Source organism: Kocuria atrinae, assembly GCF_039531425.1.
Lineage (GTDB): Bacteria > Actinomycetota > Actinomycetes > Actinomycetales > Micrococcaceae > Kocuria > Kocuria atrinae.
Window position 1 is genome coordinate 194,538 of sequence record NZ_BAAAQA010000033.1, and the last position, 25,338, is coordinate 219,875.

General features: G+C 63.1%; 23 protein-coding genes. 16 read left to right on the top strand and 7 right to left on the bottom strand.

The features are described 5' to 3' along the window. Positions 1 to 57 precede the first annotated feature (57 nt). The 4 genes from ABD283_RS13455 (at position 58) to ABD283_RS13470 (ending at position 4,586) form a co-directional block, all read left to right on the top strand. The gene (locus ABD283_RS13455; RefSeq protein ID WP_095798717.1) at positions 58 to 1,518 is read left to right on the top strand and encodes a flavin monoamine oxidase family protein; all 1,461 of its coding nucleotides are present in this window, start codon (positions 58 to 60) and stop codon (positions 1,516 to 1,518) included. Next, entirely contained in the window at positions 1,515 to 2,513 is a 999-nt protein-coding gene (locus tag ABD283_RS13460; RefSeq protein WP_344225468.1) for a universal stress protein, read from the top strand. Before ABD283_RS13455 ends, ABD283_RS13460 begins: the two co-directional genes overlap by 4 nt. Next, complete coding sequence (locus ABD283_RS13465; protein ID WP_095798715.1) at positions 2,513 to 4,018, top strand: APC family permease; 1,506 nt, start codon at positions 2,513 to 2,515, stop codon at positions 4,016 to 4,018. The genes ABD283_RS13460 and ABD283_RS13465 overlap by 1 nt, the downstream gene beginning before the upstream one ends. Positions 4,019 to 4,193: 175 nt before the next feature. Next, positions 4,194 to 4,586 (top strand): RNA-binding S4 domain-containing protein, encoded by a 393-nt coding sequence (locus ABD283_RS13470; protein WP_344225469.1) that lies wholly within the window; start codon positions 4,194 to 4,196, stop codon positions 4,584 to 4,586. 66 nt (positions 4,587 to 4,652) lie between these two features. Here the strand turns inward: ABD283_RS13470 and ABD283_RS13475 are convergent, their stop codons facing one another. Next, positions 4,653 to 5,420, bottom strand: a complete 768-nt coding sequence (locus ABD283_RS13475) for a GAP family protein (RefSeq protein WP_344225470.1) — start codon at positions 5,418 to 5,420, stop codon at positions 4,653 to 4,655. 73 nt (positions 5,421 to 5,493) lie between these two features. Between ABD283_RS13475 and ABD283_RS13480 the strand changes: the two genes are divergently transcribed. Together ABD283_RS13480 and ABD283_RS13485 are read left to right on the top strand one after the other, a co-directional pair. After that, complete coding sequence (locus tag ABD283_RS13480; protein WP_344225471.1) at positions 5,494 to 6,093, top strand: TetR/AcrR family transcriptional regulator; 600 nt, start codon at positions 5,494 to 5,496, stop codon at positions 6,091 to 6,093. 202 nt (positions 6,094 to 6,295) lie between these two features. Continuing rightward, a complete protein-coding gene (locus ABD283_RS13485) occupies positions 6,296 to 7,018 on the top strand; it encodes a hypothetical protein (protein WP_344225472.1) in 723 nt (240 codons plus the stop codon). Here ABD283_RS13485 and ABD283_RS13490 read toward each other — a convergent pair. Next, positions 7,015 to 8,217, bottom strand: a complete 1,203-nt coding sequence (locus ABD283_RS13490; protein WP_095798712.1) for a hypothetical protein — start codon at positions 8,215 to 8,217, stop codon at positions 7,015 to 7,017. The genes ABD283_RS13485 and ABD283_RS13490 overlap by 4 nt on opposite strands. 103 nt (positions 8,218 to 8,320) lie before the next feature. On the opposite strand from ABD283_RS13490, the gene ABD283_RS13495 reads away from it, so the two are divergent. From ABD283_RS13495 to ABD283_RS13510, 4 genes are all read left to right on the top strand, one after another. Beyond that, positions 8,321 to 9,592 carry an MFS transporter gene (locus tag ABD283_RS13495; RefSeq protein ID WP_344225473.1) on the top strand — a complete coding sequence of 424 codons (1,272 nt, stop codon included), beginning with the start codon at positions 8,321 to 8,323 and terminating at the stop codon, positions 9,590 to 9,592. 155 nt (positions 9,593 to 9,747) lie between these two features. Continuing rightward, positions 9,748 to 11,205, top strand: coding sequence for a benzaldehyde dehydrogenase (locus ABD283_RS13500; RefSeq protein ID WP_344225474.1), 1,458 nt, complete (start codon positions 9,748 to 9,750; stop codon positions 11,203 to 11,205). 224 nt (positions 11,206 to 11,429) lie between these two features. Next, positions 11,430 to 12,170 (top strand): DUF6318 family protein, encoded by a 741-nt coding sequence (locus ABD283_RS13505; RefSeq protein WP_344225475.1) that lies wholly within the window; start codon positions 11,430 to 11,432, stop codon positions 12,168 to 12,170. Between the two features lie 329 nt (positions 12,171 to 12,499). Next, complete coding sequence (locus tag ABD283_RS13510; RefSeq protein ID WP_344225476.1) at positions 12,500 to 13,276, top strand: PKD domain-containing protein; 777 nt, start codon at positions 12,500 to 12,502, stop codon at positions 13,274 to 13,276. 232 nt (positions 13,277 to 13,508) lie between these two features. Here ABD283_RS13510 and ABD283_RS13515 read toward each other — a convergent pair whose 3' ends face one another. From ABD283_RS13515 to ABD283_RS13525, 3 genes are read right to left on the bottom strand one after another with little or no spacing between them, the layout of a single operon-like run. Continuing rightward, the gene (locus ABD283_RS13515) at positions 13,509 to 15,014 is read right to left on the bottom strand and encodes a tripartite tricarboxylate transporter permease (protein WP_344225477.1); all 1,506 of its coding nucleotides are present in this window, start codon (positions 15,012 to 15,014) and stop codon (positions 13,509 to 13,511) included. After that, positions 15,015 to 15,584, bottom strand: coding sequence for a tripartite tricarboxylate transporter TctB family protein (locus ABD283_RS13520; RefSeq protein ID WP_344225478.1), 570 nt, complete (start codon positions 15,582 to 15,584; stop codon positions 15,015 to 15,017). Continuing rightward, positions 15,581 to 16,435, bottom strand: a complete 855-nt coding sequence (locus ABD283_RS13525; RefSeq protein WP_344225479.1) for a tripartite tricarboxylate transporter substrate binding protein — start codon at positions 16,433 to 16,435, stop codon at positions 15,581 to 15,583. Before ABD283_RS13525 ends, ABD283_RS13520 begins: the two co-directional genes overlap by 4 nt. Positions 16,436 to 16,775: 340 nt before the next feature. On the opposite strand from ABD283_RS13525, the gene ABD283_RS13530 reads away from it, so the two are divergent. The 5 genes from ABD283_RS13530 (at position 16,776) to ABD283_RS13550 (ending at position 21,960) form a co-directional block, all read left to right on the top strand. Continuing rightward, complete coding sequence (locus tag ABD283_RS13530) at positions 16,776 to 17,126, top strand: universal stress protein (RefSeq protein ID WP_344225480.1); 351 nt, start codon at positions 16,776 to 16,778, stop codon at positions 17,124 to 17,126. Between the two features lie 295 nt (positions 17,127 to 17,421). Continuing rightward, positions 17,422 to 18,732: an MATE family efflux transporter gene (locus tag ABD283_RS13535; RefSeq protein WP_344225528.1), complete on the top strand. Its 1,311-nt coding sequence runs from the start codon at positions 17,422 to 17,424 to the stop codon at positions 18,730 to 18,732. Between the two features lie 129 nt (positions 18,733 to 18,861). Further along, positions 18,862 to 19,857, top strand: a complete 996-nt coding sequence (locus ABD283_RS13540) for a universal stress protein (protein ID WP_344225481.1) — start codon at positions 18,862 to 18,864, stop codon at positions 19,855 to 19,857. Positions 19,858 to 19,904: 47 nt separating this feature from the next. Further along, a complete protein-coding gene (locus ABD283_RS13545; protein WP_344225482.1) occupies positions 19,905 to 20,795 on the top strand; it encodes a universal stress protein in 891 nt (296 codons plus the stop codon). 142 nt (positions 20,796 to 20,937) lie between these two features. Further along, positions 20,938 to 21,960 carry a TPM domain-containing protein gene (locus ABD283_RS13550; RefSeq protein ID WP_344225483.1) on the top strand — a complete coding sequence of 341 codons (1,023 nt, stop codon included), beginning with the start codon at positions 20,938 to 20,940 and terminating at the stop codon, positions 21,958 to 21,960. 132 nt (positions 21,961 to 22,092) lie between these two features. Here ABD283_RS13550 and pdxT read toward each other — a convergent pair whose 3' ends face one another. Together pdxT and pdxS are read right to left on the bottom strand one after the other, a co-directional pair. Then, the gene (pdxT, locus tag ABD283_RS13555) at positions 22,093 to 22,824 is read right to left on the bottom strand and encodes a pyridoxal 5'-phosphate synthase glutaminase subunit PdxT (protein ID WP_344225484.1); all 732 of its coding nucleotides are present in this window, start codon (positions 22,822 to 22,824) and stop codon (positions 22,093 to 22,095) included. Then, on the bottom strand, positions 22,821 to 23,759 hold the full coding sequence (pdxS, locus tag ABD283_RS13560; protein ID WP_425552840.1) for a pyridoxal 5'-phosphate synthase lyase subunit PdxS: 939 nt from the start codon (positions 23,757 to 23,759) through the stop codon (positions 22,821 to 22,823). Before pdxS ends, pdxT begins: the two co-directional genes overlap by 4 nt. A gap of 71 nt (positions 23,760 to 23,830) precedes the next feature. Here pdxS and pdxR point away from each other — a divergent pair, with 71 nt between their 5' ends. Continuing rightward, entirely contained in the window at positions 23,831 to 25,333 is a 1,503-nt protein-coding gene (pdxR, locus tag ABD283_RS13565; RefSeq protein ID WP_344225486.1) for a MocR-like pyridoxine biosynthesis transcription factor PdxR, read from the top strand. Positions 25,334 to 25,338: the final 5 nt, after the last annotated feature.

Sequence of the window (25,338 nt, forward strand, 5' to 3'; positions counted from 1 at the left end):
TGGAGTGCACGACTTCAATAAATGAATTTCATTCATAAAAGGTGAAAGGAACACACCATGTCTGAACAGCGAACCATAGGATCCCCCGATGCGATCGAGCGCGACGTTGTCATCGTCGGCGCTGGCCCCGCAGGACTCATGGCGGCCCGCCGCCTGTCGCAGGCTGGCAAGTCGGTGGCCGTGCTGGAAGCTCGTGATCGCGTGGGCGGTCGCACCTGGTCCGACGTGATCGACGGTGCCTTCTTGGAAATCGGTGGCCAGTGGATCTCCCCAGACCAGACCGAGTTACTGTCCCTCGTGGACGAGTTGGGCCTGTCGACCTTCGAGCGCTATCGCGAAGGCGATTCCGTGTACATCGCTCCGGACGGCATCCGCCATACCTACACCGGCCACATGTTCCCGGCCTCGGATACCACCAAGGCCGAGATGGAGAAGCTTATCGATCTCATGGACGGGCTCGCCGCAGAAATCGGCGCCAAAGAACCGTGGGCCCACGAGAGGGCTCGCGAGCTGGACACCGTCTCCTTCCAGGACTGGCTGCGTCAGAACAGCTCGGACGAGGAGGCGTGTAACAACATCGGCATTTTCATCGCCGGTGGCATGTTGACCAAGCCCTCGCACGCGTTCTCCGCGCTGCAGGCCATCCTCATGGCCGCCTCTGCAGGTTCGTTCTCGAACCTCGTGGATGAAGACTTCATCCTGGACCGCCGTGTGGTGGGTGGCATGCAGTCCGTGTCCATCACTATGGCCGAACAGCTGGGTGTGGATGACGGGACAGCGATCCTCACCGGACCTTCGGACGCCTCCGTGTTCCTCAACTCCCCGGTGCGCACCATTAATTGGGCTGGCGAAGGTGAGACCTATGACGAGCACGACCCGAACTACACTGTCACCGTCTTTTCGGACCGGGTGACCGTCCAGGCCAAGGATGTCGTGGTTGCCGTTCCTCCGAATCTGTACTCGCGTATCTCCTTCGAGCCGCCCCTGCCGCGATTCCAGCATCAGATGCACCAGCATCAGTCGCTGGGCATCGTGATCAAGGTCCACGCAGTGTACGAAACTCCGTTCTGGCGTGAGAAGGGTTTGTCCGGTACCGGATTCGGCGCCTACGAGCTCTCACAGGAGGTCTACGACAACAGCAATCACGGGGATACTCGTGGCACTTTGGTTGGTTTCGTGTCGGACGAGAAGGCTGATGAAGTCTTCCGTCTGCCCGCTGAAGAGCGCAAGCGCCAGATCCTTGAATCCCTTTCCCACTACTTGGGTGAGGAAGCCAAGAACCCGGTGGTCTACTACGAGTCCGATTTCGGATCCGAGGAATGGACCCGCGGTGCGTATGCAGCTTCCTACGATCTGGGTGGCCTGTCCCGTTACGGCGCCATTCAGTCCGAACCCGTTGGTCCCATCCGCTGGGCCTGCTCAGACCTTGCTGCTGAGGGCTACCAGCACGTGGACGGCGCCCTGCGGCAGGGCACACTCGTGGCCTCGCAGATTATCGAAGTGCGTGATCAGGCATGACAAGGCAGGACAACAGCTCCGGCGGCACATTGCCAGGCCCCGAGACGGGAGACAGGACGTCGCCGACGTTTCGTTACGTGGTGGGCTACGGCGGTGACAAGCGCAGTAAAGAGGCCGTAAAACTTGCCGTGGCCATGGCGCGAGCCTTCAACGCGCAGCTGGAAATCGTGTGCGTGCTACGCGCTGATGATCCCTATCAGCAGGTGTACCCGCCCGTGGGTGATATTTCCCCCATGCTGCGTCAGCAGGCCTCGGGGTGGCTCCAGGAGGGCCTCGAACTCGTTCCCGACGACGTCGCTGCGTGCACCCACATTCGCACCTCGCCTTCGATTGCAGGCGGCCTTCTGGATGCCGTGACTGAATTCGGCGCTGGACTGATTGTGGTTGGCGCCGCGAGCGGGAAGTACACGGCCAAGTTCTCCGTGGGGCCCGTGGCGGATACGTTGCTTCACCGCGCCTCCGTTCCCGTGGCTCTAACGCCCCGCGGTTTTAAGGGGACCGAGCCCATCACCCGCATGTACGCGGGAGTGGGGTTGCGCCACGGGGCCCAGCGGGTCATCGCCGAGACCAAGCGGGCGGTGGAACGCACCGGGTTGGAATTGGTGTTGGTGAGCTTCTTGCCGCTGGACCAAGTTCACGGCAAACCGCAACAGGCTGTTGATGCAGCGCGGGAAAAACTTCGCGAGGATGCCGCCGAAATCGGTGCCGACCACCCCGTGAGCGTGACCGTCGCTCAGGGAAAGAACCTGAAGAGGACCGTTGCCAGCATGGACTGGCATCCCGGTTCTGTGCTGTTTGTGGGGTCATCACGCCTTGCCGGAGATCGCCAGATCTTCCTGGGCAGTACCGCCGCACGCATTCTGCGGCATCTGCCTGTTCCCATGATTGTGCTCCCTCGCGGAGCAAATAATCCGAGCGCTCCCAATGTCGACGACTTTCACGAAGGTGGCCGTGGAATGGGCGGTGCCGGACTGGATGAAGAGGAGGTGCGCTGATGGCCGAGACGACCAACAGCGACACCAGCAAAGGACTGAGTTCGGGTTCCGTGGGTCTGCTGGGTGCTGTGGTGATCGGTATGTCCTGCATTGCCCCGGCCTACACACTATCCGGCGCACTGGGGCCGACCGCTGCTGCGGTCGGCACCCATTTGCCAGCTATCTTCTTGGTGGGTTTCATACCAATGCTGCTCGTGGCCGTGGGCTATCGGCAGCTCAACCGGGCCATGCCCGACTCCGGCACCACGTTCACCTGGACATCCAAGGCTTTCGGACCGTGGGTTGGGTGGATGGGCGGTTGGGGACTTCTGGCCGCCACCATTTTGGTGTTGTCCAACCTTGCGGGTATCGCGGTGGACTTTTTCTATCTGATGCTCTCGCAGCTCACCGGTGACCCTTCACTGGCTGATCTTGCGCGGAACGTACCCATTAACATCCTGACGTGTTTGGTGTTCATGGCGGGCGCGTGTTGGATCTCGTATCGCGGGATGGAGGCCACTAAGAAGGTCCAATACGTGCTGGTGGCTTTCCAAGTCATCGTGCTTCTGTGGTTTGCGATATCCGCTTACGTTCACGTGGCTAACGGTACGGCTTTCGGGGGCCTGCAGATCGAACCCGAGTGGTTCAACCCCTTCGGTGTCCCATCGTTCTCCGCCTTTGCCGCCGGCGTTTCCCTGTCCGTGTTCATTTACTGGGGCTGGGACGTGGTGCTGACCATTAATGAGGAAACGACCGGGTCGTCCACAACCCCGGGCAAAGCTGCGTTGGCCACGATCTTCTCCATCGTGGTGCTGTACATGATCATCGGGCTTGCGGTCCTTAGCTTCGCAGGCCTGTCAGACCAGGGAATCGGCCTTAACAACGCTGAGATTCAAGAAAACGTGTTTGCGGCACTGGCGGGGCCGGTCATGGGGCCCTTGGCGATCTTGTTATCGCTGGCGGTTCTTTCGTCCTCTGCGGCTTCTCTTCAGTCGACCTTCGTGTCCCCGGCTCGCACTTTATTGGCTATGGGCTACTACGGAGCCCTACCCAGGCCGTTTGCCCGAATCAACCCGCGGTTCCAATCTCCGGGTTTCGCGACAGTGGCCGCGGCCATTGTGTCATCGGCGTTCTATACGTTCATGCGGATTGTCAGCGAGGACGTTCTGTGGGACACCATCACAGCGCTGGGAATGATGGTGTGCTTCTACTACGGGGTCACCGCCCTAGCGTGTGTCTGGTACTTTCGCCGCTCGTGGTTCCGATCGCTCAAGAGCTTCTTCACTAATCTCTTGGCCCCCTTGCTTGGTGGTGTGCTGTTGTTGGTCTTCTTCGTGCAGACTTCTGTCGACTCCATGGATCCGGATTACGGATCCGGGTCGCAGATCGGCGGAGTGGGGCTCGTCTTTGTCCTGGGTGCGGGCATTCTGGTACTTGGGTTGATCGTGATGTTCACGCAGTACTTGCGCAATCGCTCCTTCTTCCAACAGAAATTTGAAACTACTGAATTGCCCGTGGTGGAGTAGACCCCTCTCCCTGCCGGAACTAATTTTCTAGTGAAGTCCGCCGTATCTCGTGTGGAGACACGGCGGACTTTGCGTGCCTTGTGTTCTCCGGCCATGTGGGTGTATCGGCCTGCAGGTTTGGGGTGCCGCATGGCCCGAATTTTCCGCCTCGAAGCGCCCCGAGTAGCGTTGGACCATGCCCGCGAATGCCAATGAACCGACCAGTGTGCGCCTGGATGTGTGGTTGTGGTCGGTCCGTCTGTTCAAGACCCGCTCCGCCGCGACCACTGCGTGCCGGGCCGGTCACGTGCGGCTTAATGCGGCGCCGGTCAAGGCGGCCCAGCCCGTTCGTGTGGGGGATCGAGTCACCGTTAGGCGCCCCGGGTGGCAGCAGGAATTCCAGGTCACCAAGTTGATCGTCAAGCGCGTGGGCGCCCCGGTGGCGGCGCAGTGCTACATCGACCATTCGCCGCCGCGGCCGGCTGAACTCAGCGTTCCCGTGGGTCGTCGAGATCGCGGTGCGGGTAGGCCCACCAAGAAGGATCGGCGCGAGATGGAGCGGCTGCGCGGCCTGGGTGGTTCGCGCTAGCTTGCTCAGGTCTTGTAGCCGATGTGGATTGGGTGCGGCGTGACTGCTGCGCTCGGGCGGGTGCAGTTACATCGACTGCAACACCCCGAACGCGTTGATGGCCAGCAGTACACCCACGATGCCGATGATCCATGCCGTGGTGGACCGCGCATTCTTCGTGAGCCAGCGGTCCAGCGCGGACAACGGGCGCTCCAGTGCGTTACGGGCAACCAGTCGTCCGAGCGTCAAGATCACCGCCGGTGCAATCATCACCAGGCAGTACCCGGCCAGCATGAGTAGCGATATCGCCAAGCTCGGGCTGGTGGATGAAATGATGCCGATGCCAGCCAAGTACGGGACCATGGTGGCCACCTCGAGCGAGACGCCCACCAGGGCAAGGCCTATCAGCGCGGCCAGTGAACCGGCGCCGGCGCGGGCATCGGTGGGAGCGCCGTCGGCACCCAGGATTCGAGCGCGCCAACGAGAGATGCGGCCCCCGGGCGACGACGCCGCGTCGCCGGCTGCCGCGCGCTCGGCGGCACGGCGTTTGGCCCGCTTGGTGCCCGGGTCCATGACGTAGCTCAGGATGACTAAGCCGATGCCCAGTACCAATTGAATGATGTATGCGGTGCGGGTTTCCAGGGCTTCGCCGAAAACGTCGAGGAAGGCCGTGGCACCCAGCATGATGACCACGCCGATAGCGAAGTATGCGGTTACCACGGTGGCCAAGTACACGAGTAGGCGGCCGAGCTTCAGCCGACCGGGCGCCATGAGCAACCAGATCGGGATGAGTAGGGTCCCGAAGCTGGTGGAATCGACCAGCGCGAGAACCGTGAGAACTCCGACGGTCTCCATGGGATGGCCCTTCCTAGGGGAATTAGCACGCTTGTGCCATTTAAAGCTAGCACAGTCGTGCTAATTTAAGGCCATGCCCTCCAGAATTGACCGCGAAGCTCGTAAGGCCGAACTTGCTGAGGCCGCGTGGCGCGTGATTCTCCGATCGGGCGTTTCCGCGGTCTCCGTGCGAACGGTTGCGGAAGAAGCGGGCCTGGCCGTGGGGTCCTTGCGGCACGTGTTCCCCACGCGCACCGAGCTCCTCGTGTATTCCGCGGAGCTCATGATGGAGCGTGTGTATGAACGCATCGTGAGCCTCCCCCGGGAAGGCATCACGGAGGCCTACGCCCTGGCCGTGATCAAGAATCTTGTGCCGTTCACTGAGCAGACGCGAGCCGAAATGGACGTCAACATCGCGCTGGTCGCAGAGGCCACCGCGGTTCCGGAGCTCAAAGTTTTGAGGGACTCCGCTCACGAACAGCTTGCTGCCGCCTGCATCCGGTTGGCTGCATTGCTGCGAGAAGAGAATTCCGAGACCCCCAGCGAAGGTGCAATTCGAAGTGGTCGGAGACTTCACGCCCTCGCGGACGGGTTGGCTCTGCACCTCATGCATCGGACCGAATCGGAGGACCTGGAGCGCGTCGCTGAGCTCCTGGAGGATGAAATTCAGAGCATCGCGGCAGGTCGCGCTTAGGGCGGGCGGCGCTCGGTCGAGATTAAGGGACTCTCACTCAATCCCCATCGTCATCTCATGCGGTCCATTCATCATGAATGTGTCAGCACAAATGGCAAGTAACACGTGTGTGGGACACGAGCCGCCCCGCGCTGTCGCCGTACGCGGCGGTAGAATGACAGTTGCTTTCCAGTGAAAATATCAGGACGATCCGGGGGTACCCATGAGCCGATCCACCACTCCTCGCCGCAACCGGCCCTTCTGGGTGGGTGCCCTGGTGGTCTCCGTCATCGTCTCTCTGATCATCACGCTGCTCAGTCTGTTCGCCGTGTGGTGGGCCCCCAACATGGGCATCTACCACTACCTCGAGGTGACGTCCGAGGTGAACCTGCCCATGTGGTGGAACGTGCTTCTCCTCATTGTGGCGGCCACCTTGATGTTCCTGGTGGCCGCAAACACCCCGAGCCGCAGTGCCCGCCTTGCCTGGCGAACGATGGCCGTTATTGCCCTGTTGATGTCCCTGGACGACGCCACCATGTTGCACGAGAAGCTGGGCATGATTGTCGAGCGATTCGCACCGGCCACCGGTATGACGTTCACCTGGGTGCTGTTGGGAGGCCCAATCGCACTGGCCGTGGTCATCGTGGCGATCATGGCCTCACGCAAAATGCACAAGACGCCCAGGCGCTTGCTCGTGAGCGGATTCGTGGTGTTCCTGGGCGCAGCGGTGGGTTTCGAGTTCATTGCCGACTACCTGATCCGGACCGAGGCGCACTGGTTCCTCTACCGCGTGACCTACCACCTGGAAGAGGGCTTAGAGATGGCGGGGGCGGCCCTGATCGCGGTCGCACCACTGTCCAATATTCAGCGCGTCCGACTCACCGGTCAGATCGACTCCGCGGGAGGCGGCACGGCACCGTGGGCCGGGACACCCGCCGGTCGCTAGTCGTTCGCGGACCCGTTGCGCTTGCTCTTCCAGCGCGTCATGGCATAGCCCAATAACGACGGCGCTTCTTCCGGTTCCTTGGCATTCGCATTGCGCAGCCGGTCCTGGCGCATGCGCTGGTGCTCGTCCAGGTGCTGCTCGTAGCGGCGTTGTTGTTGCCGCTGTTGTTCCTGCTCGGCTGCGCCGCCCTGATCGTCGCTGTCCGGGTGACGCTCCATGGAAGTGATGGTGTGCGGCGGCTGATCATCCGGGGACCGGCGGTTGCGGTTTCGCCGTTCCATGACCATGCGCTCCCGCTCGGCCCGTTCGGCCAATCGGCGCTGAGAGGCGCTCATCTTCTTGGGGTCCGAGTAGTTGTCCCGGATCCGTTCGATGACCGGTAGCTCATCCGTGTTCTCGTAGCCGACGTGATCGTCATCGGCGCGATGCGTCGTGTAGGTGGGCGGGGCGTCGTCGTACGTGGCGCGTTGCCGGGGGATCGGCTGGGTGGTTTCGCTCTCGTGCACCACGGTGACCGCGGGGATGGGGCCGGTGTCTGCGTCCTCGACGCGGGTGGGGGCCCAGTCGGCCTCCGAAAAGGACTGATAGCTGCTGAAACCGCGCCAGAGTTTCCAGCCAAGGTAGGCCACGCCCAACAGGATGACCGTGGCGGGTGCCCCGTAACCGGTTGCGTAGTAGATGGTGGCGGCCACGAGCAGGATCAGGCCCAGGCCCACCGGCGCGAGCGCCATGGGTGTGTGCACCGGCAGCGCGCCCAGCAGGGTGCGGGTGTAGCGGCTGGGTGCGTCCGAACCGTGCAGCGCGTGGGCGCGGATTTTCACGCCGGGCGGGGTGGTTTCGGCCAGTTTGTGGGCGACCACCGGGGGCTCGTCCGGCTGGGAGGCATTGAGGACGACGTCGCGCGCTCGTCCCGCAGCCAATGCCGCCCTGTTTCGCGCGGAGGCACCCGCGATCACGAGGTACACGCCCATGGACAGCAGGATCCCGGGGAGCATGACGGCGATGGCCAGGGCCAGAACGCGCCAGACCCAGGGGACCTCCGCGGCGGGGAAGTTCTCGAACTGCAGCACCCCGTGGGTGAACCATAGGATCAGGCTGCCTATGAGAACACCCGTGATGCCGTTGATGATGGCGAACACGCGTAAGCGAGGCCAGCCGCGCGCTGAACGGGCGGCCCAGCGTTGTTCGCGTGTGCGCATGAGAACTCCTGATGTCCCGGGGAAGTGGGCTCCCTTCAGCGTAAATGGTTCCGGGCGTTCTGGCTGCTCTCACTGTTCGATCGTGTGGGCCTAGGATCGTCCAGTGCCCCGTTTGCTGCTCGACCTCACTCCGTTGCGTGAGTCCCCGGCGTTCCGACGCCTGTGGATCGGCTCCACCATGTCCATGTTGGGGAACCAGTTCACGGTGGTGGCCATTAGCTTGGAGGTCTTCGAGCTCACCCGCTCCACGTTTGCCGTGGGCATGGTGGGTGTTGCGGCGTTGCTGCCGTTAATCGTTTCGGGGCTGTACGGCGGGTCGATGGGCGACGCGCACAACCGCCGAACCGTGGGGCTGTGGACCACGTTTGGTCTCTTCGCGGTGACGGTGGCCTTGGCCGTGCATTCGTGGGCGCACATTTCGTCCTTGGTGGTGCTGTACACACTGGTGGCGCTGCATTCGTTCGCGCAGGGGCTCAACCAGCCGGTGCGCGGGGCGATTGTTCCGCGGTTGGTGCCCACGCGGCAGTTGCCCGCAGCCAATGCGCTGTTCCAGCTGACCATGGGTTCCACCCTGATGGTGGGGCCGTTGTTGGGTGCGTTGACCGTGGCCGGGCTGGGTTTTCAATGGGCCTATACGGCCGACGCACTGACTTTCATGGTCAGCCTGTGGGCGATGTACAAGCTGCCATCTCTGCCGCCCGATGGCGCCCCCTCTCGTGCCGGTTTTCGTTCCGTGGTCGAGGGCTTCCGGTTCCTGGCTAATCGCCCCAACCTGCGCATGACGTTCCTGCTGGACATGGCCGCGATGTTCTTCGCGATGCCGCGTGCGTTGTTCCCGGTGCTTGGCGCGACCGTGTTGGGCGGGGATCAATTCACGGTGGGGCTGTTGACCGCGGCACTCGCAGCGGGGTCCGTGCTAGCGGGCTTGCTGTCCGGTCCGCTGGTGCGGCTCAACCGCCATGGCAAGGCGTGCGCGATGGCGGTGGCCGGTTGGTCCGTGTGCATCATGGCGTTCGGTGGCGTGGTGCTGCTGGCCTCCGGCGGTTGGGGACGTGAGACGGTGTGGCCGCTGGCGGCGTCGTGCGCGGTGCTCGTTGCGGCCGGTGCGATGGACGCGATCTCCATGCTGTTCCGCACCACCATCCTGCAGGCGGCGACTCCGGATGCGCTGCGCGGGCGGTTGCAGGGCATTTTCATCGTGGTGGTGGCCGGCGGGCCACGCCTGGGCGACGCCTACATGGGCACGGCGGGGGAGTTTGCCGGGCCCGGGTTAGCTGCGGTGGTGGGTGCTGCCGTGTGCCTGATACTTGTGGTGTTCCTGGTGCGGAAGTTCCCTGCGTTCAGCCGGTATGACGCGCGGGATCCGCAGCCGTAGCGTTCGGTCGTTGCCTGCATTGTGTGACTATTCGCGATCCGCGTGGGGAGTACTTCGAGCGGCATCTGTGTTTCGTGGGTCACAATGTGGGAAGAAATCGCGCGTTGTGCAGGGCCTTACGCACGGCGCTCGCCGATCCACTCGAAGGAGCGAACATGGCAATTCTCGACGACCAACGCTGGCACGGAAAGCTCTACGTCAATGAGTGGCGGGATGGATCCGGCGACCCCATCTCTGTTCAGAATCCCGCCTCGGAAGCTGTCCTGGGCTCGGTGGGTTCGGCATCTCCCGCCGATGTTTACGACGCCGCTCGGCAGGCTTCCGAGGCACAGGTCGCCTGGGCCGCGCTCAAGCCGACCGAGCGTGCGGCCGTGCTCCGCAAGGCGGGCCAGCTGTTCGAGGAGAACACCGAAGAGATCATCGACTGGGTAGTGCGTGAAACCGGCGCGATCCAGCCCAAGGCGGGGATGGAAGCAAACGTCGCGGCGCAGGAGTGCTACGAGGCGTCTGCCTTGCCTACGCACGCTCGAGGGGAGGTGTTGGCCTCCGACGATCCGCACTGGTCGTTTGCTCGGCGGGTGCCCGCCGGGGTGGTCACTGTGATTTCGCCGTTCAATTTCCCGTTGATCCTGTCGATCCGTTCGGTGGCGCCGGCATTGGCGCTGGGGAATGCGGTGTTGCTGAAGCCGGATCCCCGTACGCCCATCACCGGTGGAGTGTTAATCGCACGGATCTTTGAGGAGGCGGGGCTGCCCGCCGGGGTGCTGCAGCTCTTGCCGGGTGGCGGAGACGCCGGGGCGGCGGCTGTCGATGCGCCCGAGGTGCGGATCGTGTCCTTCACCGGGTCCACCGAGGCGGGGCGCCATGTGGGTGCCGCAGGTGCCAAGCACTTGAAGCGCACGCACCTGGAGTTGGGTGGCAATAACGCAATGGTGGTGTTGCCGTCTGCTGACCTGGATCTGGCCGTGGGGGTGGGCTCCATGGGGTCGTTCTTCCATCAGGGACAGGTGTGCATGACCACGGGTCGGCACATTGTTCATGAGGATGTGTACGAGTCATACGTTTCCAAGTTGGCTGAGCGGGCCGATGCCTTGGTGGTCGGTGATCCGTCCGAGGGACAGGTTCACCTGGGGCCAATCATCGACGAGAAGCAGCTGAAGGCCGTGGATTCCAAGGTCCAGGATTCGGTGATCGCGGGTGCGTCGATCCGTGCGGGTGCAACACACGATGGGCTGTTCTACCGGCCCACCGTGCTGGCTGATCTGACGGTGGACATGCCGGCGTGGAACGAGGAGATCTTCGGCCCGGTGGCTCCGGTCATCAAGGTGTCTTCTGTGGAAGAGGCAGTGAACCTGGCGAACAACTCGGAGTACGCGTTGTCCCTGTCGATCATCGGTGACGTGGGTGAGGCGCTCAAGGTCGCGGATCGCATCACCGCAGGCAAGATCCACATCAACGAGATGACCGTGATGGATGAGGCGACCGCCCCCATGGGCGGCATGAAGGCCTCCGGAACGGGTGCCCGATTCGGTGGTGCGGCCGCGAACATCGAGGCGTTCACCGAGAGCCAGTGGGTCACGATCAGCCCGGACATTCCGCAGTACCCGTTCTGAGTTAGCTGCGCGAGATAGCAAGGTGGCCGTGCAACAAACGGTCACCTTGCTATCTTGTAAGAGCATGTGAATGCTTTTGACTAGTAGTTATGCGTTTACATTTAAAAGTTATCCACAGAATCATTTTTGTGGTGGATAGTGCCAATTGAATTTCCGTAAGCTCGACCCACTGCCGCGGGGTGGCGGTGGCGGCCGGGCTTGATTGAGTTAGAGGGGACCATCCAATGGGGGATGCGCTGAAGCGTAGGAAGTTCGCGGCAAGTCTGGCCGCGCTGGCCTTGGGGTTGACGCTGGCCGGCTGTAATGACACGCCCGATCCCGAGCCGGAGGACACCGCGACGTCGGCGGGCGGCAGTTCATCGTCTTCGCCGGAGGCTTCCGATGGCGGGGCCTCTGACTCGCAGAGTTCATCCCCGGATCCATCTGCCAGTGGTGATTGGTGGCCGGAACAGCCGGAGAAGATGGCCACGGGGCAGGAGTTCCCGGACGACTATGAACCGGCGACCCTTGAGCACCCTGCCCGCAATGTGCCGAAGCCGGTGATGCCGGAGGAGGCCAAGCAGGAGACTGAAGCGGGGGCGCAGGCGTTTTTGGATTACCGCACGGACGCGCAGTGGTATCTCATGCAAACTGGGGACGCCTCCTTGGTCCGGAAGGTCACTAGCAATTCCTGCGAGGCTTGTGAGCGACAATTCACCCAAACTGAAGATGTGTACTCATCGGGGCATTGGGTTGCAGGGGGATTGGAAACCTATCAAGTCATTTCGGATTCTTTCTTGAAGAGTGAAAATGGAACCTATACGGTTCCCGTGGGTGTCAATAACCGTGGCGCAAAAATAATTGAAAATAACGATGTTGCTATCGAGCAGAAGCCGATTAGGTCAATGGATGATTTGGATGTGAGCCTTATTTTCGAGAATGGGGGTTGGTTGTACATAACTGCATCCCCTAGGGGCTCCTTATGATCGGCCTGAGAATAAATCAAAGGATGCTTGCATTATGTTGCGCAGTTTCTTTGATGGTCCTAGTAAGTCCGTTACTCAAACTACCTCCCGCTTTGGCTGCTGAGTCGGAGTGGACGGGATACGGGGGGTACGGGGAATCTGGTTCACTTAATAGTTCGGCTTCCGCTTCGAGAGATGTAATTTCAGTAGCTGTAAGAATGGGCTCAGGAGGCGGGATCTCCGTTTCAGTAGGTGAGCCTTCGAACAATGGTGGTGCCGGTGGTGGGTCCGCTGCGGAGTGGGACCCAGATGAAGACCCCGAGTATCAAAGGGCCTTGCGTCATGAGCTAATGAGCGACGACGATTCAATCTTCTTCGATCCGACCAAAATGGACACCGCACTGAATCGCAACACTTACAGTCTTCAGGATCCGTGCAACGGTGAAGACGGTGATGCCTTCGATGATTGCCGTGAGGAACAAGAATGCACAGTTGATGGTGGCGGAGAAGGCGTCAATATGGACGTGGTTGTGGGCGGCGCAGGAGACGAAGGTCGTGCATCACGTGGCACTCAAATGTGCGTGGCCAATGCTGAAGCCGCTGAGGCCGATGATGAAGGTGTCATTCCGCTTCCAGTATTCACACTGCAGGATTTCCAGCGTTTGAACGTGGCCCCTGCAGTATCAACTGTGGAGCCCGCGCCGGACACTCTCAAGAACATGAATACCAATGTGTTTGCGGTCGCGGATGCCCAGGCGTTCCAAACCGAATTGGGCGGGTTCCCTGTCGCAGTGCGTGCCTACCCGGTGCAGTACACCTGGAATTACGGTGACGGGGCTACCCTCGGCCCCACGCCCCTGACCGGCGCACCGTTGGCCGAAGGCGATTGGGATATCCCCACGGATACTTCCCACGTCTACTCGGAAACCGGTGACTACAGCGTCACGCTGACCACCTATTTCTATGGCGAGTACAACGTGGCGGGTACTGGCTGGCAGCCGGTCGCTGGATTCAATGAAGTGGCGTCGGCCCCTGTGCCGATCAGCGTGTGGAAAGCCACCGTCCGCAATGTCGCCGATGACTGCAACGAGAACCCGCGCAGCTTCGGCTGCCCAGGCACCAACTGACTCACTTAAGTTCTTGGCGTGATGGAGCCTTTGCAACAACCGCCTGAGTTCGAATCGCTGAAGTTTTAAGTGAGGAAACTGCAGCACCCAAGTCTCCGGTGAGGGAAGTGCGTTGAATTTGGCCAAATCCAGCACTTCCATCACATGAGACTGCGAAGCTGCAGTTTCCTCACACCAAGTTGACGTGTGGTGCCTTTACCTCACGTCCGCCCTGCGAGGTGGCAGGCCCCTACTACGTATCCCGCCTGGTCCGACTCGTGACCTTGCTGCGCAGGGTCAGCAGCAGCACGATCGCCAGCAAACCGTAAAGTGTCAGCACGATCGGACCTTGCACCAGCACGGAAGCGTCGCCATTAGCGCTGATCACGGCGTCTCGGAGACTTGTCTCGGCCAAGGGGCCCAACACCATCCCGATGATCAATGGCGCCAGCGGGTAATCATGCATACGCATCAGGAAGCCAACCACGCCCACGCCCAACAACATCAGCAGGTCGAACGTGGAGCCGGACGTCGCATAGATGCCCAATCCACAGAACACGGTGATTCCTGAGTACAGATAGTGATTGGGAATCAGCAGGAGTTTGGCCCAGACCATGGAGAACGGCAGGTTGATGATCAGCAGCACGATCATGGCGATGAAGAAGCTCGCCAGCAGCGCCCACACCAGGTCAGGTGCACGTTCGAACAGCAGTGGGCCCGGCTGCAGACCGTACTGGCGGAACGCCCCGAGCATAATGGCGGCGGTTGCGGAGATGGGTAGACCTAACGCAAGTAGCGCGCCCATGGCCATACCCGTGGTCGAATTACCGGCAGCCTCGGGAGCCGCCAGTCCACGGATGGCGCCCTTACCGAATTGCGGTTCGCGGCGGCGTCGGTCCAGCCGACGCTCGGCACCGTACGCGAGGAACGTGGGGATCTCCGAACCGCCGGCGGGGACGACGCCGAAGGGCAGCCCAATTGCCGTGCCTCGCCCCCATGCAGGTGCGGCCTCCTTGAATTCTTTCCAGCTCAGCCAGGAGCGTCCCTTGGACTGGATCAGTTCGCCCTTGCGATGGAAGCGCGCGATCGTCGCGAAGTAGATGACCTCGCCGAGCGCCAACACGGCCACGGTCACCGTGACCAGGGAGATCCCGTCGAAGAGATATGGCGAATCGAGGGTGAAACGGGGCACCCCGGTAACGGAGTCGATGCCCACCACCGCAATGCCCAACCCGAACGCCAGAGATAGCAGGCCCTTCACTGCAGAGTCCGTGACCACCGAGGACGTCGCCACGAACGCGAACAGCGCGAGGGCAAAGAACTCGGCCGGACCGAACTGTGTTGAGAATTCCGCGAGGAACGGTGCGAGGAACACCACCACGGCCGAGGCAATGAAACCGCCGATAAACGCACCTATGGCCGCGGTCGCCAGGGCCTGAGACGCACGTCCAGCCTTGGCCATCTTGTGGCCTTCGAAGGTTGAGGCGATGGCAGACGCCTGCCCAGGTGTGTTCATGAGGATGCCCATGGTGGAGTCACCGAACAAGCCACCGAAGTACACGCCGGAGAACATGATGAACGCGGCAGTGGGCTCAAGCGCAAACGTCACGGGCAGCAGCAGGGCCACGGCCATCGAGGAGCCAAGACCAGGCATGACGCCCACGGCAGTGCCCAGAAGGCAACCCAGGAATACCCAGAACAGGTTCTGCCAAGTGAGGGCTCCGGCAAAACCCTCCATCAGTAATGACAAGGATTCCATTTAGAAGCCACCCCCAAGGAGTCCGGAGGGCAACGAGAGCCCCAGTGCCATGTCGAACCCGATATAGGCCACCGAGCTGACAGTCAGTCCAACGATCAGGGAGAACAGCGGTCGTTTCGAGCCGAAGCCTCGGGCCACGCACCAGAAAAGCAGTGCGGCACCCAGGATCCAGCCCAGAAACTCGAGAAGCAACGTAAAGACCAAGAACCCGCCGACCACCCAAGCCAAGGACGACCAGGAAAAGTGAGAGGGAGCGCCGTCGGGGTCGGTGGTGGGCAAAGTGCCGCTGGACCACCGGCGGAAGACGCCGATGGTTTCAAGGGCCACCAGAAAGTAGATGACTCCGGCGATGATTGCCGGGAAGAACCTGGGGCCAGGGAAGGCTGCGGATTCCGGAACTTCCATCGTCAACATACCGATCAGGAGGTAGGTGGCGAACGCGGCCAGCACCAGAGGCATGATGAGCGCGCGGAACAGTGACCCCGCGGAACGTGGGTCCCGCTGGTGCGCGGGCTCAGAGTCTACCCAAGGTGTGACGTCCGAGGTTTCTGAAACCGATGGCTGACTCACAGTCCCAACTCCTCGTACAGTGCGGTGATCCGCTCGGTCTCGTCTTGGATGAACTGCTGCAGCTCATCCCCGGTGATGAGATTCTCGTTCCAGTTGTAACGGTCGACGGCTTCCTGCCATTCGGGCGTCTCAATGGTTTCGAGCACGATGCTTTCCAATTCCTGCTTTTCTTCCTCTGTGATTCCGCCGGGGGCCACGAGGATGCGCCAGTTGGCTAGGGTCACGTCGTATCCCTGGTCCACAGTGGTGGGAATGTCGATGCCCTCCACAGGCTCCTTGGCCACGAGGGCTAGGGCGCGGAGTCTTCCGGATTCGATCTGTCCTATGGAGTCCGGATAGCCGCTGGCCGCCGCAGCCACGGTGCCGTTGAGCAACGCCTGTGTGGACTCGCCACCGCCGTCCGAGGACACGTAAATCATGTCCGCCGGCTTGATGCCGCCAGCAATAGCCATCTCGGTGACCACCAGCTGATCGAAGGAGCCACCGCCGGTCCACGGGACATCGCCCGGGTTCTGCGACCAGGCCTTCATGAGGTCGGCCAGAGTCTTGTACGGGGAATCGCTCGGGACCACGATCACGTCGTACTCCTCGACCGTAACTGCCAGCGGGGAGACGTCCTTGTATGTGGTGGACGAGTCGTACTGAATAGTTGCGGCCAACTGCCCGGTGCCGCCCACCATCATGTTGTTCACCTCACCGCTCAGGACGCCCAGGTTCTCCAGCGCGATGGTGCCGCCCGCGCCGGGCACGTTGATGACCTGAGTGTTATTCACAATGCCATTGGCGCGTTGGGCTTGCTGCATCTCGCGCGCAACTGTGTCCCAGCCACCGCCGGCGGCAGCAGGGGCCATGATGGTGAGGCTTGATCGGATGTTGCTCCCACTCGACGCGGAGGTGATGGACCCGGTCACGGCCGTGCCGATGGCGCCTGCGGCAACCAGGCCTCCGATCCCGTAAGTAATGAATTGCCGACGATTCGGCGGACGCTTTTCGACCAAAATGGTCTCCTGAATCAAGTGCGCTGATGGATCACGATAAGCGAGCCATGGCAGGCTCGGATTGTGATCTAGAATACACATAAGCTCACCTGTGAGAATGAATAATCACAAGTGTCGCCAGTGCAGCCGATGCCGCGAGCCGGCCCGGATCGCGAGGGACACCGGGCCCCAGAATGAGGAGTACTTTTCATCCATGACCATCATCCTTGCCAGCGCAGATACCGCCGCCGGGCACGCCGCCCGTGACTTCGCGATCGAAGAAGCCCGACGCCGCGACGCCGACCTCATCGTGTTTCCCGTGGACGGTTCCACCCCGGACATCTCGGGTTTCGGCTATGACCGCGTCACTCTGGAAAACGCCGACGGTCGCAGCAAGGACGCCGTTGGAGACCTCATCGATGCCACCAACCGGTCCGAGGTTGAGGCCGTGGTCGTAGGGGTGAAGCGCCGCAGTCCCGCGGGCAAAATCTTCCTGGGCTCGTCCGCCCAGCAGATCATCCTGGAGGCCGCCGTTCCGGTGATCTCCGTCAAACCCGCCACCTGATCGTCGTGCTGCTCTACGGTGAGCGGTCGCAAGTGAGGGAACTGCAGCTCCGAAGTCTCATGTGATTAAAGTGCCCGAAATCGAGCCGGATACTGCATGTTCCTCCCCTGAGAGTCTGCAGCTGCAGTTTCCTCACATCAGGCTCTGCGGCTGCCGTTTCAACCCGTGAGTCTCCGCGGCCACGCCACCTCACCGCACCACCTACCCTGGACTGGTGCAGTCCGAACCCGAATCCCCAGCCGCAGAACCCCAAAACGCAGCAGCCCCCCGCGACACCCGGTCCCTCAACCGTCAGATCCTGGCGCTCGCAGTCCCCGCGTTCGGCGCGCTGATCGCGGAGCCGCTGTTCTTGCTGGCGGATTCGGCGATCATCGGTCACCTGGGCACCGCGCAGCTCGCCGGCGTGGGGATCTCCGCGACCGTGGTGCAGACCGTGGTCGGACTCATGGTCTTCCTGGCCTACTCGACCACCCCCGCCGTCGCCCGGCATCTCGGTGGCGGCCGACTCAAGCAGGCCCTTGAAGTCGGCCGTGACGGACTGTGGACCGCGGCCGGCCTCGGCTTAGTTCTTGCCACGGCAGGCATCATCGCCGGCAGGCCCCTGCTCCAAGCGTTGGGCGCGCAAGGCGAGGTACTGGAGCACGCGACGTCGTACTTCGTGTGGTCCATGCCCGGGCTGCTGGCCATGCTCGTGGTACTGGCCGCGATGGGCGTGCTGCGCGGACTGCAGGACACGAAAACCCCGCTGATCATCGCGGGGATTGGCGCGGCGGTAAATGCCGGGCTGAACTTCCTGCTCGTCTACGGTGCTGACCTCGGAGTGGCCGGTGCAGCGATGGGCACGAGCATCACCCAGTGGGGCATGGCGATTGCCTATCTCGTGCTCCTGGGCAAACAGTTCCGCAGAGAGAACGTTCGGCTGACCACCGGCTGGCGCGGCGTGCGGGAGCACCTCACGGTGGGCTCCTGGCTCATGCTCCGTACCCTGTCGCTGCGTGCGGCGATCCTCGCGACCGTCGTGGTCGCCACCGCCCAGGGCGCGGAAAATCTGGCGGCGTACCAACTGACCATGACGGTCTTCAACTTCCTGGCCTTCGCTCTCGACGCGCTCGCGATCGCTGCCCAAGCGTTGCTCGGCAAGGAGCTGGGTGCCCGGGATCTCGACCAGCAGGCCGAGCGCGATGGCGTACGACACCTCATGCACCGTCTCATCCGCTGGGGGCTGGGATTTGGAGTGGTGACCGGCCTGGTCGTGGGCTTCGCGGGCCCGCATCTGGGTTTCCTGTTCACTCAGTCGGAGAGCGTGCAGTACCTGTTCGGCATTGCGCTGATCGTGGTCGCGGTGGGGCAGCCGCTTGCCGCGTACGTATTCGTGCTGGACGGCGTGCTGATCGGCGCCGACGATGCCCGCTACCTCGCGCTCGCAGGCCTTATCAACATCGTGGTCTACGCGCCGCTGCTGTGGGCGGTCATGCACTTCGCCGGTGGTAGCACCGCTGGGATGGCGTGGCTGTGGGTCGCGTACGCGGGCGGGTACATCGGCGCGCGGGCGCTCACACTGGGTTGGCGGATTCGCAGCGACCGATGGATGTACGCCATGGCCTGACCACATTCCGGGTTTTATTGACGACGACGCCGCTCGCCTCCTCCGCGCGAGCGCCACGTGGCTGATTCGGCGGGCAAAACGAGTGGCGCACGTCTCTATTTATGCGGGCGAATCGACTATCCTTAAGGCATGAACAAAGACGTTCCCAACACCAAGTCAGCATCCGTCAACGGCCCCGTCTTGGTGGGCATTGATGGTTCCGAAATCGCACTGCGTGCCCTGGACCGCGCCATTGAGGAAGCGCGTGTTCGTAACGTGGGCGTGCGCCTCATGGGTGCATTCCCGGTGGTCGGTGTGGGAGATCCCGGCCTGGAGCGCCGCTTCCGTGAAGCGGTGACCAGCGAGAATGACCAGAACCTCAAGGCCGCTCAGGACCGTGTGGCTCAGGCCGACGTCAAGGTGGACACCGCCAGCGGCGAGGGCGATGCAGCCAAGGCCATCATTGAGGCCGCCAAGGAGTGCAGCCTGGTGGTCATGGGTAAGCGCGGTAAGGGTGGCGCGTTGCGCGGCCGCCTGGGTTCGGTGTCCGCGGCGGTTGCAGCGCACAGCCCGGTGCCCGTGATCGTGGTCCCGCCGCGCGAAGAGGATGACAGCTCCGATGTCGAGTCGGCTCGCGAATCCGCCCATCACAAGGACGTCCACGTTTCTGATAAGGAGTCCCAGGGCGATACCCGCACCCCTGCTTCGGAGATGGACTTCACCGGGTCCGTGGTGGTCGGTGTGGACGCTGCCGGTGAGAAGAACCCGGCCGTTGCGCAGGCCATCGAATACGCCAAGGCCCACGGCTCAACGTTGAGCCTGGTCTCCGTGAACGGCGCACTGTCCGGCACCCCGGACTGGTTCCAGGACCAGTACAACCAGACCTACTACTTCGACGAGTCTGTGCGGAAGCTCAACCAGATTGCCAAGGATCTCACGGAGCAGAACCCGGATCTGAAGGTCACCCGTCACGCGTTCCTGGGTCGCCCGGGTCGTGTGCTGGTGCAGGCAACCCGCACCGCAGATCTCGTGGTGGTCGGCTCCCGCGGCATCGGTGGCTTCACCGGTCTGCTGCTCGGCTCCGTGTCCCAGTCGGTACTCGGCGCAGCTGCCGGTCCCGTCATGGTGGTTCCCAGCGGCAAGTGAGCCCCAACAGCATCCATTCACTACACACAGAAACAGGTGCGAAACAGATGTCACAACGAATCGTGGCGGCATATGACGGCTCCGACTACAGCGAACGCGCGTTGGACTGGGCCATCCAGGAAGCAGCAGCTCAGGAGATCCCACTGAAGATCGTGGTCTCCACCGGTCGCCCCGTGGGTGTGGATCAGTCCCTGTACGGACCTTTCCTGGATGCAGTGCAGGAAGAATCCGAGAAGCTCGCCCGCGCGGCGGTGGCCAAGGCCAAGGATGCCGGTGTGCAGGTGCAGGGCATCATCGAGCGCGGTGACGCCGCCGGCGTGATCGTGTACGAAGCCAAGGATTCCTCCCTGGTGGTCATGGGTAAGCGTGGCCGCCACGGTGTACGTGGTCGCGTTGGTTCGGTGTCCGCCGCTACCGCCTCCCACTCGCCGGTGCCCGTGGTGATCCTGCCCGAGAGCTGGAACCCGGCTCAGCGCGAATCCCGCCCGGAGGATGAGTCCTTCGAAGGCACCGTGGTGGTTGGTGTGGACAAGCTCGGCGCCAAGAACCTGGCCGTGAAGGTCGCCGCCGATTACGCCCGCGCTCACGGGCTTACCCTCGCGGTGGTCAGCGTGGTTCCGACCACCAGCTACCTGCCCATGAACTCCTCCGAGTTGGAGCGTGCGGTGCAGGAGCAGCTGTTGGCCCCGGCCAAGGAACTCACCGAGCAGGTGGCCGAGGAACTGCGCGGCCACTACACCGACCTGAACATTGTGACCCGTGTGCTGCAGGGCCGCCCGGCCGATGCCCTGGTGGATGCTTCCCGCACCGCGGACCTGCTGGTCATGGGTTCGCGCGGCTACGGCGGTTTCCGCGGTCTACTCATGGGCTCGGTCTCCCAGTCGGTGCTGGCCGATACCGAATCCCCGTTGATGATCGTGCCCAACCGCGAAAGCTAGGCAACGTAGCGCGGGCTAGTCTCCGTGCGACGTCGGCGCCCTGTCTCCACCGTGAGGCGGGGCGCCGTTTTCATGCTCCGGGCTGATCCATGGTGGGGCACCGGATGCCTACGCTGGGATCAGTCGTACTCAAGGAGGCATCATGCGCACCCTGACGAGCCTGCGTTCCAGCCACCTCACGCGGTGGTTCGTACTCACTCTTTTCGCGTTCCTCGCTGCGGTATCCCTGGTAGTTTGGTCCGCCGACGCCGCTCGCGCCGCCCAAGTGCCACCGCGCCCGGACTCCGGAGCGGTATTGGACCAAGCCGACATCCTCTCCGACGGGGATGAGCAGCAGATCAACGAGCGGATCGGCCGCGGTAACGAGGAGAACGAGTACATCCGTGCGGCTGTGCTGACGGTCGACGGCGTCGACGGTAATTTCGAAGACTTCACCCGGCAGACTGCTCAGGAATGGGGTGTGGGTGAGGCCGGTCGGAACAATGGAGTGCTGATCGTCGCGGACATGGATGAGCGTCAGTTGCGCATCGAGGTCGCGGACGGTGCGCGGGAGGTGCTTTCAGACGACACCGCAGAAGTCATCATGGAGGACTACCTGGAACCCGGCTTCAAGGATGAGCAATACGGTCAGGCGTTCACGACGACCTTGGATTCGGTGTACGGCCAAGCCAACCCGGAGGCGGAGGCGCAGGCTGCCGCTGACCGCGAGCGGACGGGCAACATCGTCATGTGGGTGCTCCTCGGAATTGCGGGCCTGATCGTGGCCGTGGTGGCTGGATCCATCGCGTGGTGGAGCAAGGATCAGAAAAAGGTTCGTGAGCAAGCGGACCGCGAGATCGAGAGCTATCAGCGCGAGCACCCGGACGAGGAGATCTCGGATGAGGTGCGCAAGAAGTACTACAAGTACCGCTCCAATCACCGCAAGCCGCCCAAGGGCAGCAAGGAACCCCCCAAGGTGAAAGACCAGGACGGCGTGGAGCGGGACGTGCAGTACGCCCCCACGTTCCAGAGCTGGCTGCCGCTCTACGTGATGTACCCGGCCATCTACAGCGGCACGAACCACTCGATCTCGTCCAGCAGCACATCGGGCTCGTCCGGTTCAGCTGGCATGTCGTTCGGTGGCGGCGGAGGCTTCAGCGGCGGAGGCGCGTCGGGTAGTTTCTGACTCGGAACGCCGGGCCTGACGCGGTCCCGGGTGACATCTGGGGCACTGCTTCGCATGGCCGACATTTTTGGCAGAGGTCCGCAGAGATTCCATCGGAATCGCTGCGGACCTCTGCCACATATGTCAGGCGCCTCAAGCTTCCACGGGTGCCCGAGTCCGCACTAGTCCCAACAGCTCTTCGTGCACCGTGGTGTCCCCGGTGAGCTCCGGATGGAAGCTGATGGCCAGAATGTTGCCCTGCTGCACCGCCACTGCCTGGCCCTGATAACGGGCCAGCACCTCCACGCCGCCACCGGCTCGAGTCACAGCGGGTGCGCGGATGAAGGCCGCTCGGACGACGTCGCCCGGGGCCTTCCCGGCGTCGGTCGCCGCATCACGCGGACCGGTTGCCGCGTTTCGACTCGGATCGGCGTCAACAGGCGCGGCGCCGTCACTAGAGTCCAAAAGTGAGGAAGAACGGAACCCCGCCCACTCCAACGAAACCTCCGCTGAGTCGACCTGCGAACAAAACGCGTTCCGGGCCACCGTCACATCCAGAACGCCCAGAGATTGCTGGCCGGGTGCGGGATCCTCAATCCGCGTGGCCAGCAGGATGAGCCCGGCGCACGTACCCAGAACCGGCAACCCCGCCGCGATCACTTCCCGCAGCGGATCGAACAGCCCGAACGTCCGGCACAGTCGATCCGTGGTGGAGGACTCACCCCCGGGGAGGACGAGGGCGTCGATGACCGGAGCGCCGTCGTCCCCCACGAGATCGGAAGCGGACCGGACGCGCACCGCCCGAGCACCCAGCGACTCGAGCATCGCCAGGTGCTCGGCCACTCCGCCCTGTAGGGCGAGAACGCCGACGACCGGTTGGGTCACCAGCCGCGCTCCGCGAGACGGTGCGGCGCGGCCAAATCGGCCACGTTGATGCCGACCATGGCTTCGCCCAGGCCGCGGGAGGCCTCGGCGATGCGGGCGGGGTCGTCGTAGTAGGCGGTCGCGGCCACGATGGCACGGGCGCGCTCGGCAGGATTGCCGGACTTGAAGATGCCGGAGCCCACGAACACACCATCCGCGCCCAGCTGCATCATCATTGCGGCGTCCGCGGGAGTGGCGATGCCGCCGGCGGTGAACAGCACTACAGGCAGCTTGCCGGTGCGGGCGACCTCGACCACCAGTTCGTACGGAGCGGACAGTTCCTTGGCCTTCACGTAGAGGGCGTCCGGGGAGACGGTGTAGAGGCCCTGCAGCTCAGCGATCTGCGAGCGGATGGTGCGGATGTGGCGGGTGGCTTCGGAAACGTCGCCGGTGCCGGCCTCACCCTTGGAGCGAATCATGGCTGCGCCCTCGGTGATGCGGCGCAGCGCCTCGCCCAGGTTGGTGGCCCCGCACACGAATGGCACGGTGAAGCGGTGCTTGTCGATGTGATTGACGAAGTCAGCGGGGGAGAGCACCTCGGACTCGTCGATGTAGTCCACCTTCAGGTGCTCCAGAACTTGCGCCTCCACAAAGTGGCCAATGCGCGCCTTGGCCATCACCGGAATGGATACGGTGTCGATGATTTGCTCGATCAGGTCCGGGTCGCTCATCCGGGCCACGCCACCCTGGGCGCGGATATCGGCGGGCACACGCTCGAGCGCCATCACGGCAACGGCGCCGGAATCTTCGGCGATCTTGGCCTGCTCGGCGGTGACCACGTCCATGATCACACCGCCTTTGAGCATGTCGGCCAGTCCGCTCTTGACCAGCTTGGATCCGGTCACGGGGGTCTTGTTATCAGCGGGAGAGTGCACGGTTTGAGTCATGCTGACCATGCTGCGCGTGAAAGTGGCCCGGTAACAGATCCATAATTGAGTAATTTCACTAGTCCACTTAGGAGGAACACATGCGGCATGCGCGCGCGGTGGATGTGCCGCTGTCGGTCGACCGGGCTTCGGATGTCGCGCTCGGTGAGCAGCTCGTCGACCAGGTTCGTGACCTGGTTGCGCGCGGGGTTCTGTGCGCGGGGGATCCGCTACCTTCGTCACGGGCCTTGGCCGAACGGTTGGGGATCTCGCGTGGCACGGTGGTCACGACCTGGGACGTCCTGGCGGGCGAGGGGTATCTCACCGCCGACCGCGGAGCCACGCGCATCGCGCCGGACGTTCGCGTGGTCCCCGCGGCGAGCGAACTCCACATTTCGACGACGCCGCTCCATTCCACACGCACGCGACGTAGCGTTCCAGATACGGGTCAGATCGACCTGCGGCCCGGCAAAGCGGTCATTGCGGAACTGGATACCCCGGCCTGGCGGGGAGCCTGGCGTGACGCCGCGAGCGCCACTGCTGGAGCCGTTCCATTGCGGCAGCACCTGGCCGAGTATTTGCGATTGAACCGAGGGGTGGTGAGAGAACCGGACGACATTGTCATCACTGCGGGTGCCCGCGACGGACTTCAGCTGGTCCTGCGAGTCCTGGGCGCGCTGCGCGGGCGCCGTCTACGAGTGGCCGTGGAGGACCCCGGCTACTCCGCGCTGCGCAGGGTTGTTGAAGCAACGGGGCATATCGCCATACCGATTCCGGTGGACGAGTTCGGCCTGAACCCCGCCAGCTTGCCCACCGGCGAGTGGGCGGGAACCGGAACGTGGGATGTGGCCGAAACTCCGGATGCGGTGGTTGTGACGCCCGGACACCAATACCCGTTGGGCGGCACCATGCCCGTGAGTCGCAGGCTGGAACTGCTGCGGTGGGCGCGGCAACACAGAGCCGTAGTTATCGAGGACGACTACGACTCCGAGCTGCGCTACACCGGCCAACCCCTGCCCGCGCTCGCCGCCCTGGATACCAATCGGGACACCGTGGTCACCCTGGGCAGCTTCACCAAGGTGCTGGGCAACGGTGTGGGCGTGGGACACCTCGTGGCACCCGATGACCTGCTTCCGGGGCTGCACACCCTGCGTGCCGAGCTGGGATCACCAGTCTCCGCGGTGGCTCAGCGAGCGATCGCTCGGTTCATGGATTCGGGTCACTTGCAGCGCCACACCGCTCGGATGCGCCGCGCCTATCGCCGACGTCGCTCGCTCATCGCTCACGCGCTCGCGGACCTTCCCCGTGTGGCCGTGGTGCCCATGGCCGGTGGTTCGCACGCCGTGATCGAGGTGCCGGACGAGGCTGCGGCGGTCGCGGGGGCGGCCCAACGCGGAGTCCTGGTGAGCGGGTTGGGAGAGTACTGGGCGGCGTCGACGTCCCGAGCTGAAACGCGCACGATGATGTCCGCCAGAGATGCGGCGGAAGCGGTACGGGCCGAACCGCGCGCAGACCCGCGCGAGGGGCTGGTACTGGGGCTGACGGCGTCGGACGTGGAGCTGGAAAATGGAATGCGAGTACTGCGGAGAGTGCTCAGCCTCTGACCGTG

Excerpts from the sequence above, each read along its gene's own strand:
- ABD283_RS13525 (WP_344225479.1), bottom strand. The coding sequence starts at position 16,435 with ATGGCCCCTGCTGCCGCCGGCGGTGGCTGGGACACAGTTGCGCGCGAG.
- ABD283_RS13545 (WP_344225482.1), top strand. The coding sequence starts at position 19,905 with ATGTCACAACGAATCGTGGCGGCATATGACGGCTCCGACTACAGCGAA.
- ABD283_RS13510 (WP_344225476.1), top strand. The coding sequence starts at position 12,500 with ATGAGCGACGACGATTCAATCTTCTTCGATCCGACCAAAATGGACACC.
- ABD283_RS13500 (WP_344225474.1), top strand. The coding sequence starts at position 9,748 with ATGGCAATTCTCGACGACCAACGCTGGCACGGAAAGCTCTACGTCAAT.
- ABD283_RS13540 (WP_344225481.1), top strand. The coding sequence starts at position 18,862 with ATGAACAAAGACGTTCCCAACACCAAGTCAGCATCCGTCAACGGCCCC.
- ABD283_RS13480 (WP_344225471.1), top strand. The coding sequence starts at position 5,494 with ATGCCCTCCAGAATTGACCGCGAAGCTCGTAAGGCCGAACTTGCTGAG.
- ABD283_RS13550 (WP_344225483.1), top strand. The coding sequence starts at position 20,938 with ATGCGCACCCTGACGAGCCTGCGTTCCAGCCACCTCACGCGGTGGTTC.
- ABD283_RS13505 (WP_344225475.1), top strand. The coding sequence starts at position 11,430 with ATGGGGGATGCGCTGAAGCGTAGGAAGTTCGCGGCAAGTCTGGCCGCG.
- ABD283_RS13455 (WP_095798717.1), top strand. The coding sequence starts at position 58 with ATGTCTGAACAGCGAACCATAGGATCCCCCGATGCGATCGAGCGCGAC.
- pdxS (WP_425552840.1), bottom strand. The coding sequence starts at position 23,759 with ATGGTCAGCATGACTCAAACCGTGCACTCTCCCGCTGATAACAAGACC.
- ABD283_RS13485 (WP_344225472.1), top strand. The coding sequence starts at position 6,296 with ATGAGCCGATCCACCACTCCTCGCCGCAACCGGCCCTTCTGGGTGGGT.
- ABD283_RS13530 (WP_344225480.1), top strand. The coding sequence starts at position 16,776 with ATGACCATCATCCTTGCCAGCGCAGATACCGCCGCCGGGCACGCCGCC.
- ABD283_RS13475 (WP_344225470.1), bottom strand. The coding sequence starts at position 5,420 with ATGGAGACCGTCGGAGTTCTCACGGTTCTCGCGCTGGTCGATTCCACC.
- ABD283_RS13470 (WP_344225469.1), top strand. The coding sequence starts at position 4,194 with ATGCCCGCGAATGCCAATGAACCGACCAGTGTGCGCCTGGATGTGTGG.
- ABD283_RS13465 (WP_095798715.1), top strand. The coding sequence starts at position 2,513 with ATGGCCGAGACGACCAACAGCGACACCAGCAAAGGACTGAGTTCGGGT.
- pdxR (WP_344225486.1), top strand. The coding sequence starts at position 23,831 with ATGCGGCATGCGCGCGCGGTGGATGTGCCGCTGTCGGTCGACCGGGCT.
- ABD283_RS13490 (WP_095798712.1), bottom strand. The coding sequence starts at position 8,217 with ATGCGCACACGCGAACAACGCTGGGCCGCCCGTTCAGCGCGCGGCTGG.
- ABD283_RS13515 (WP_344225477.1), bottom strand. The coding sequence starts at position 15,014 with ATGGAATCCTTGTCATTACTGATGGAGGGTTTTGCCGGAGCCCTCACT.
- ABD283_RS13460 (WP_344225468.1), top strand. The coding sequence starts at position 1,515 with ATGACAAGGCAGGACAACAGCTCCGGCGGCACATTGCCAGGCCCCGAG.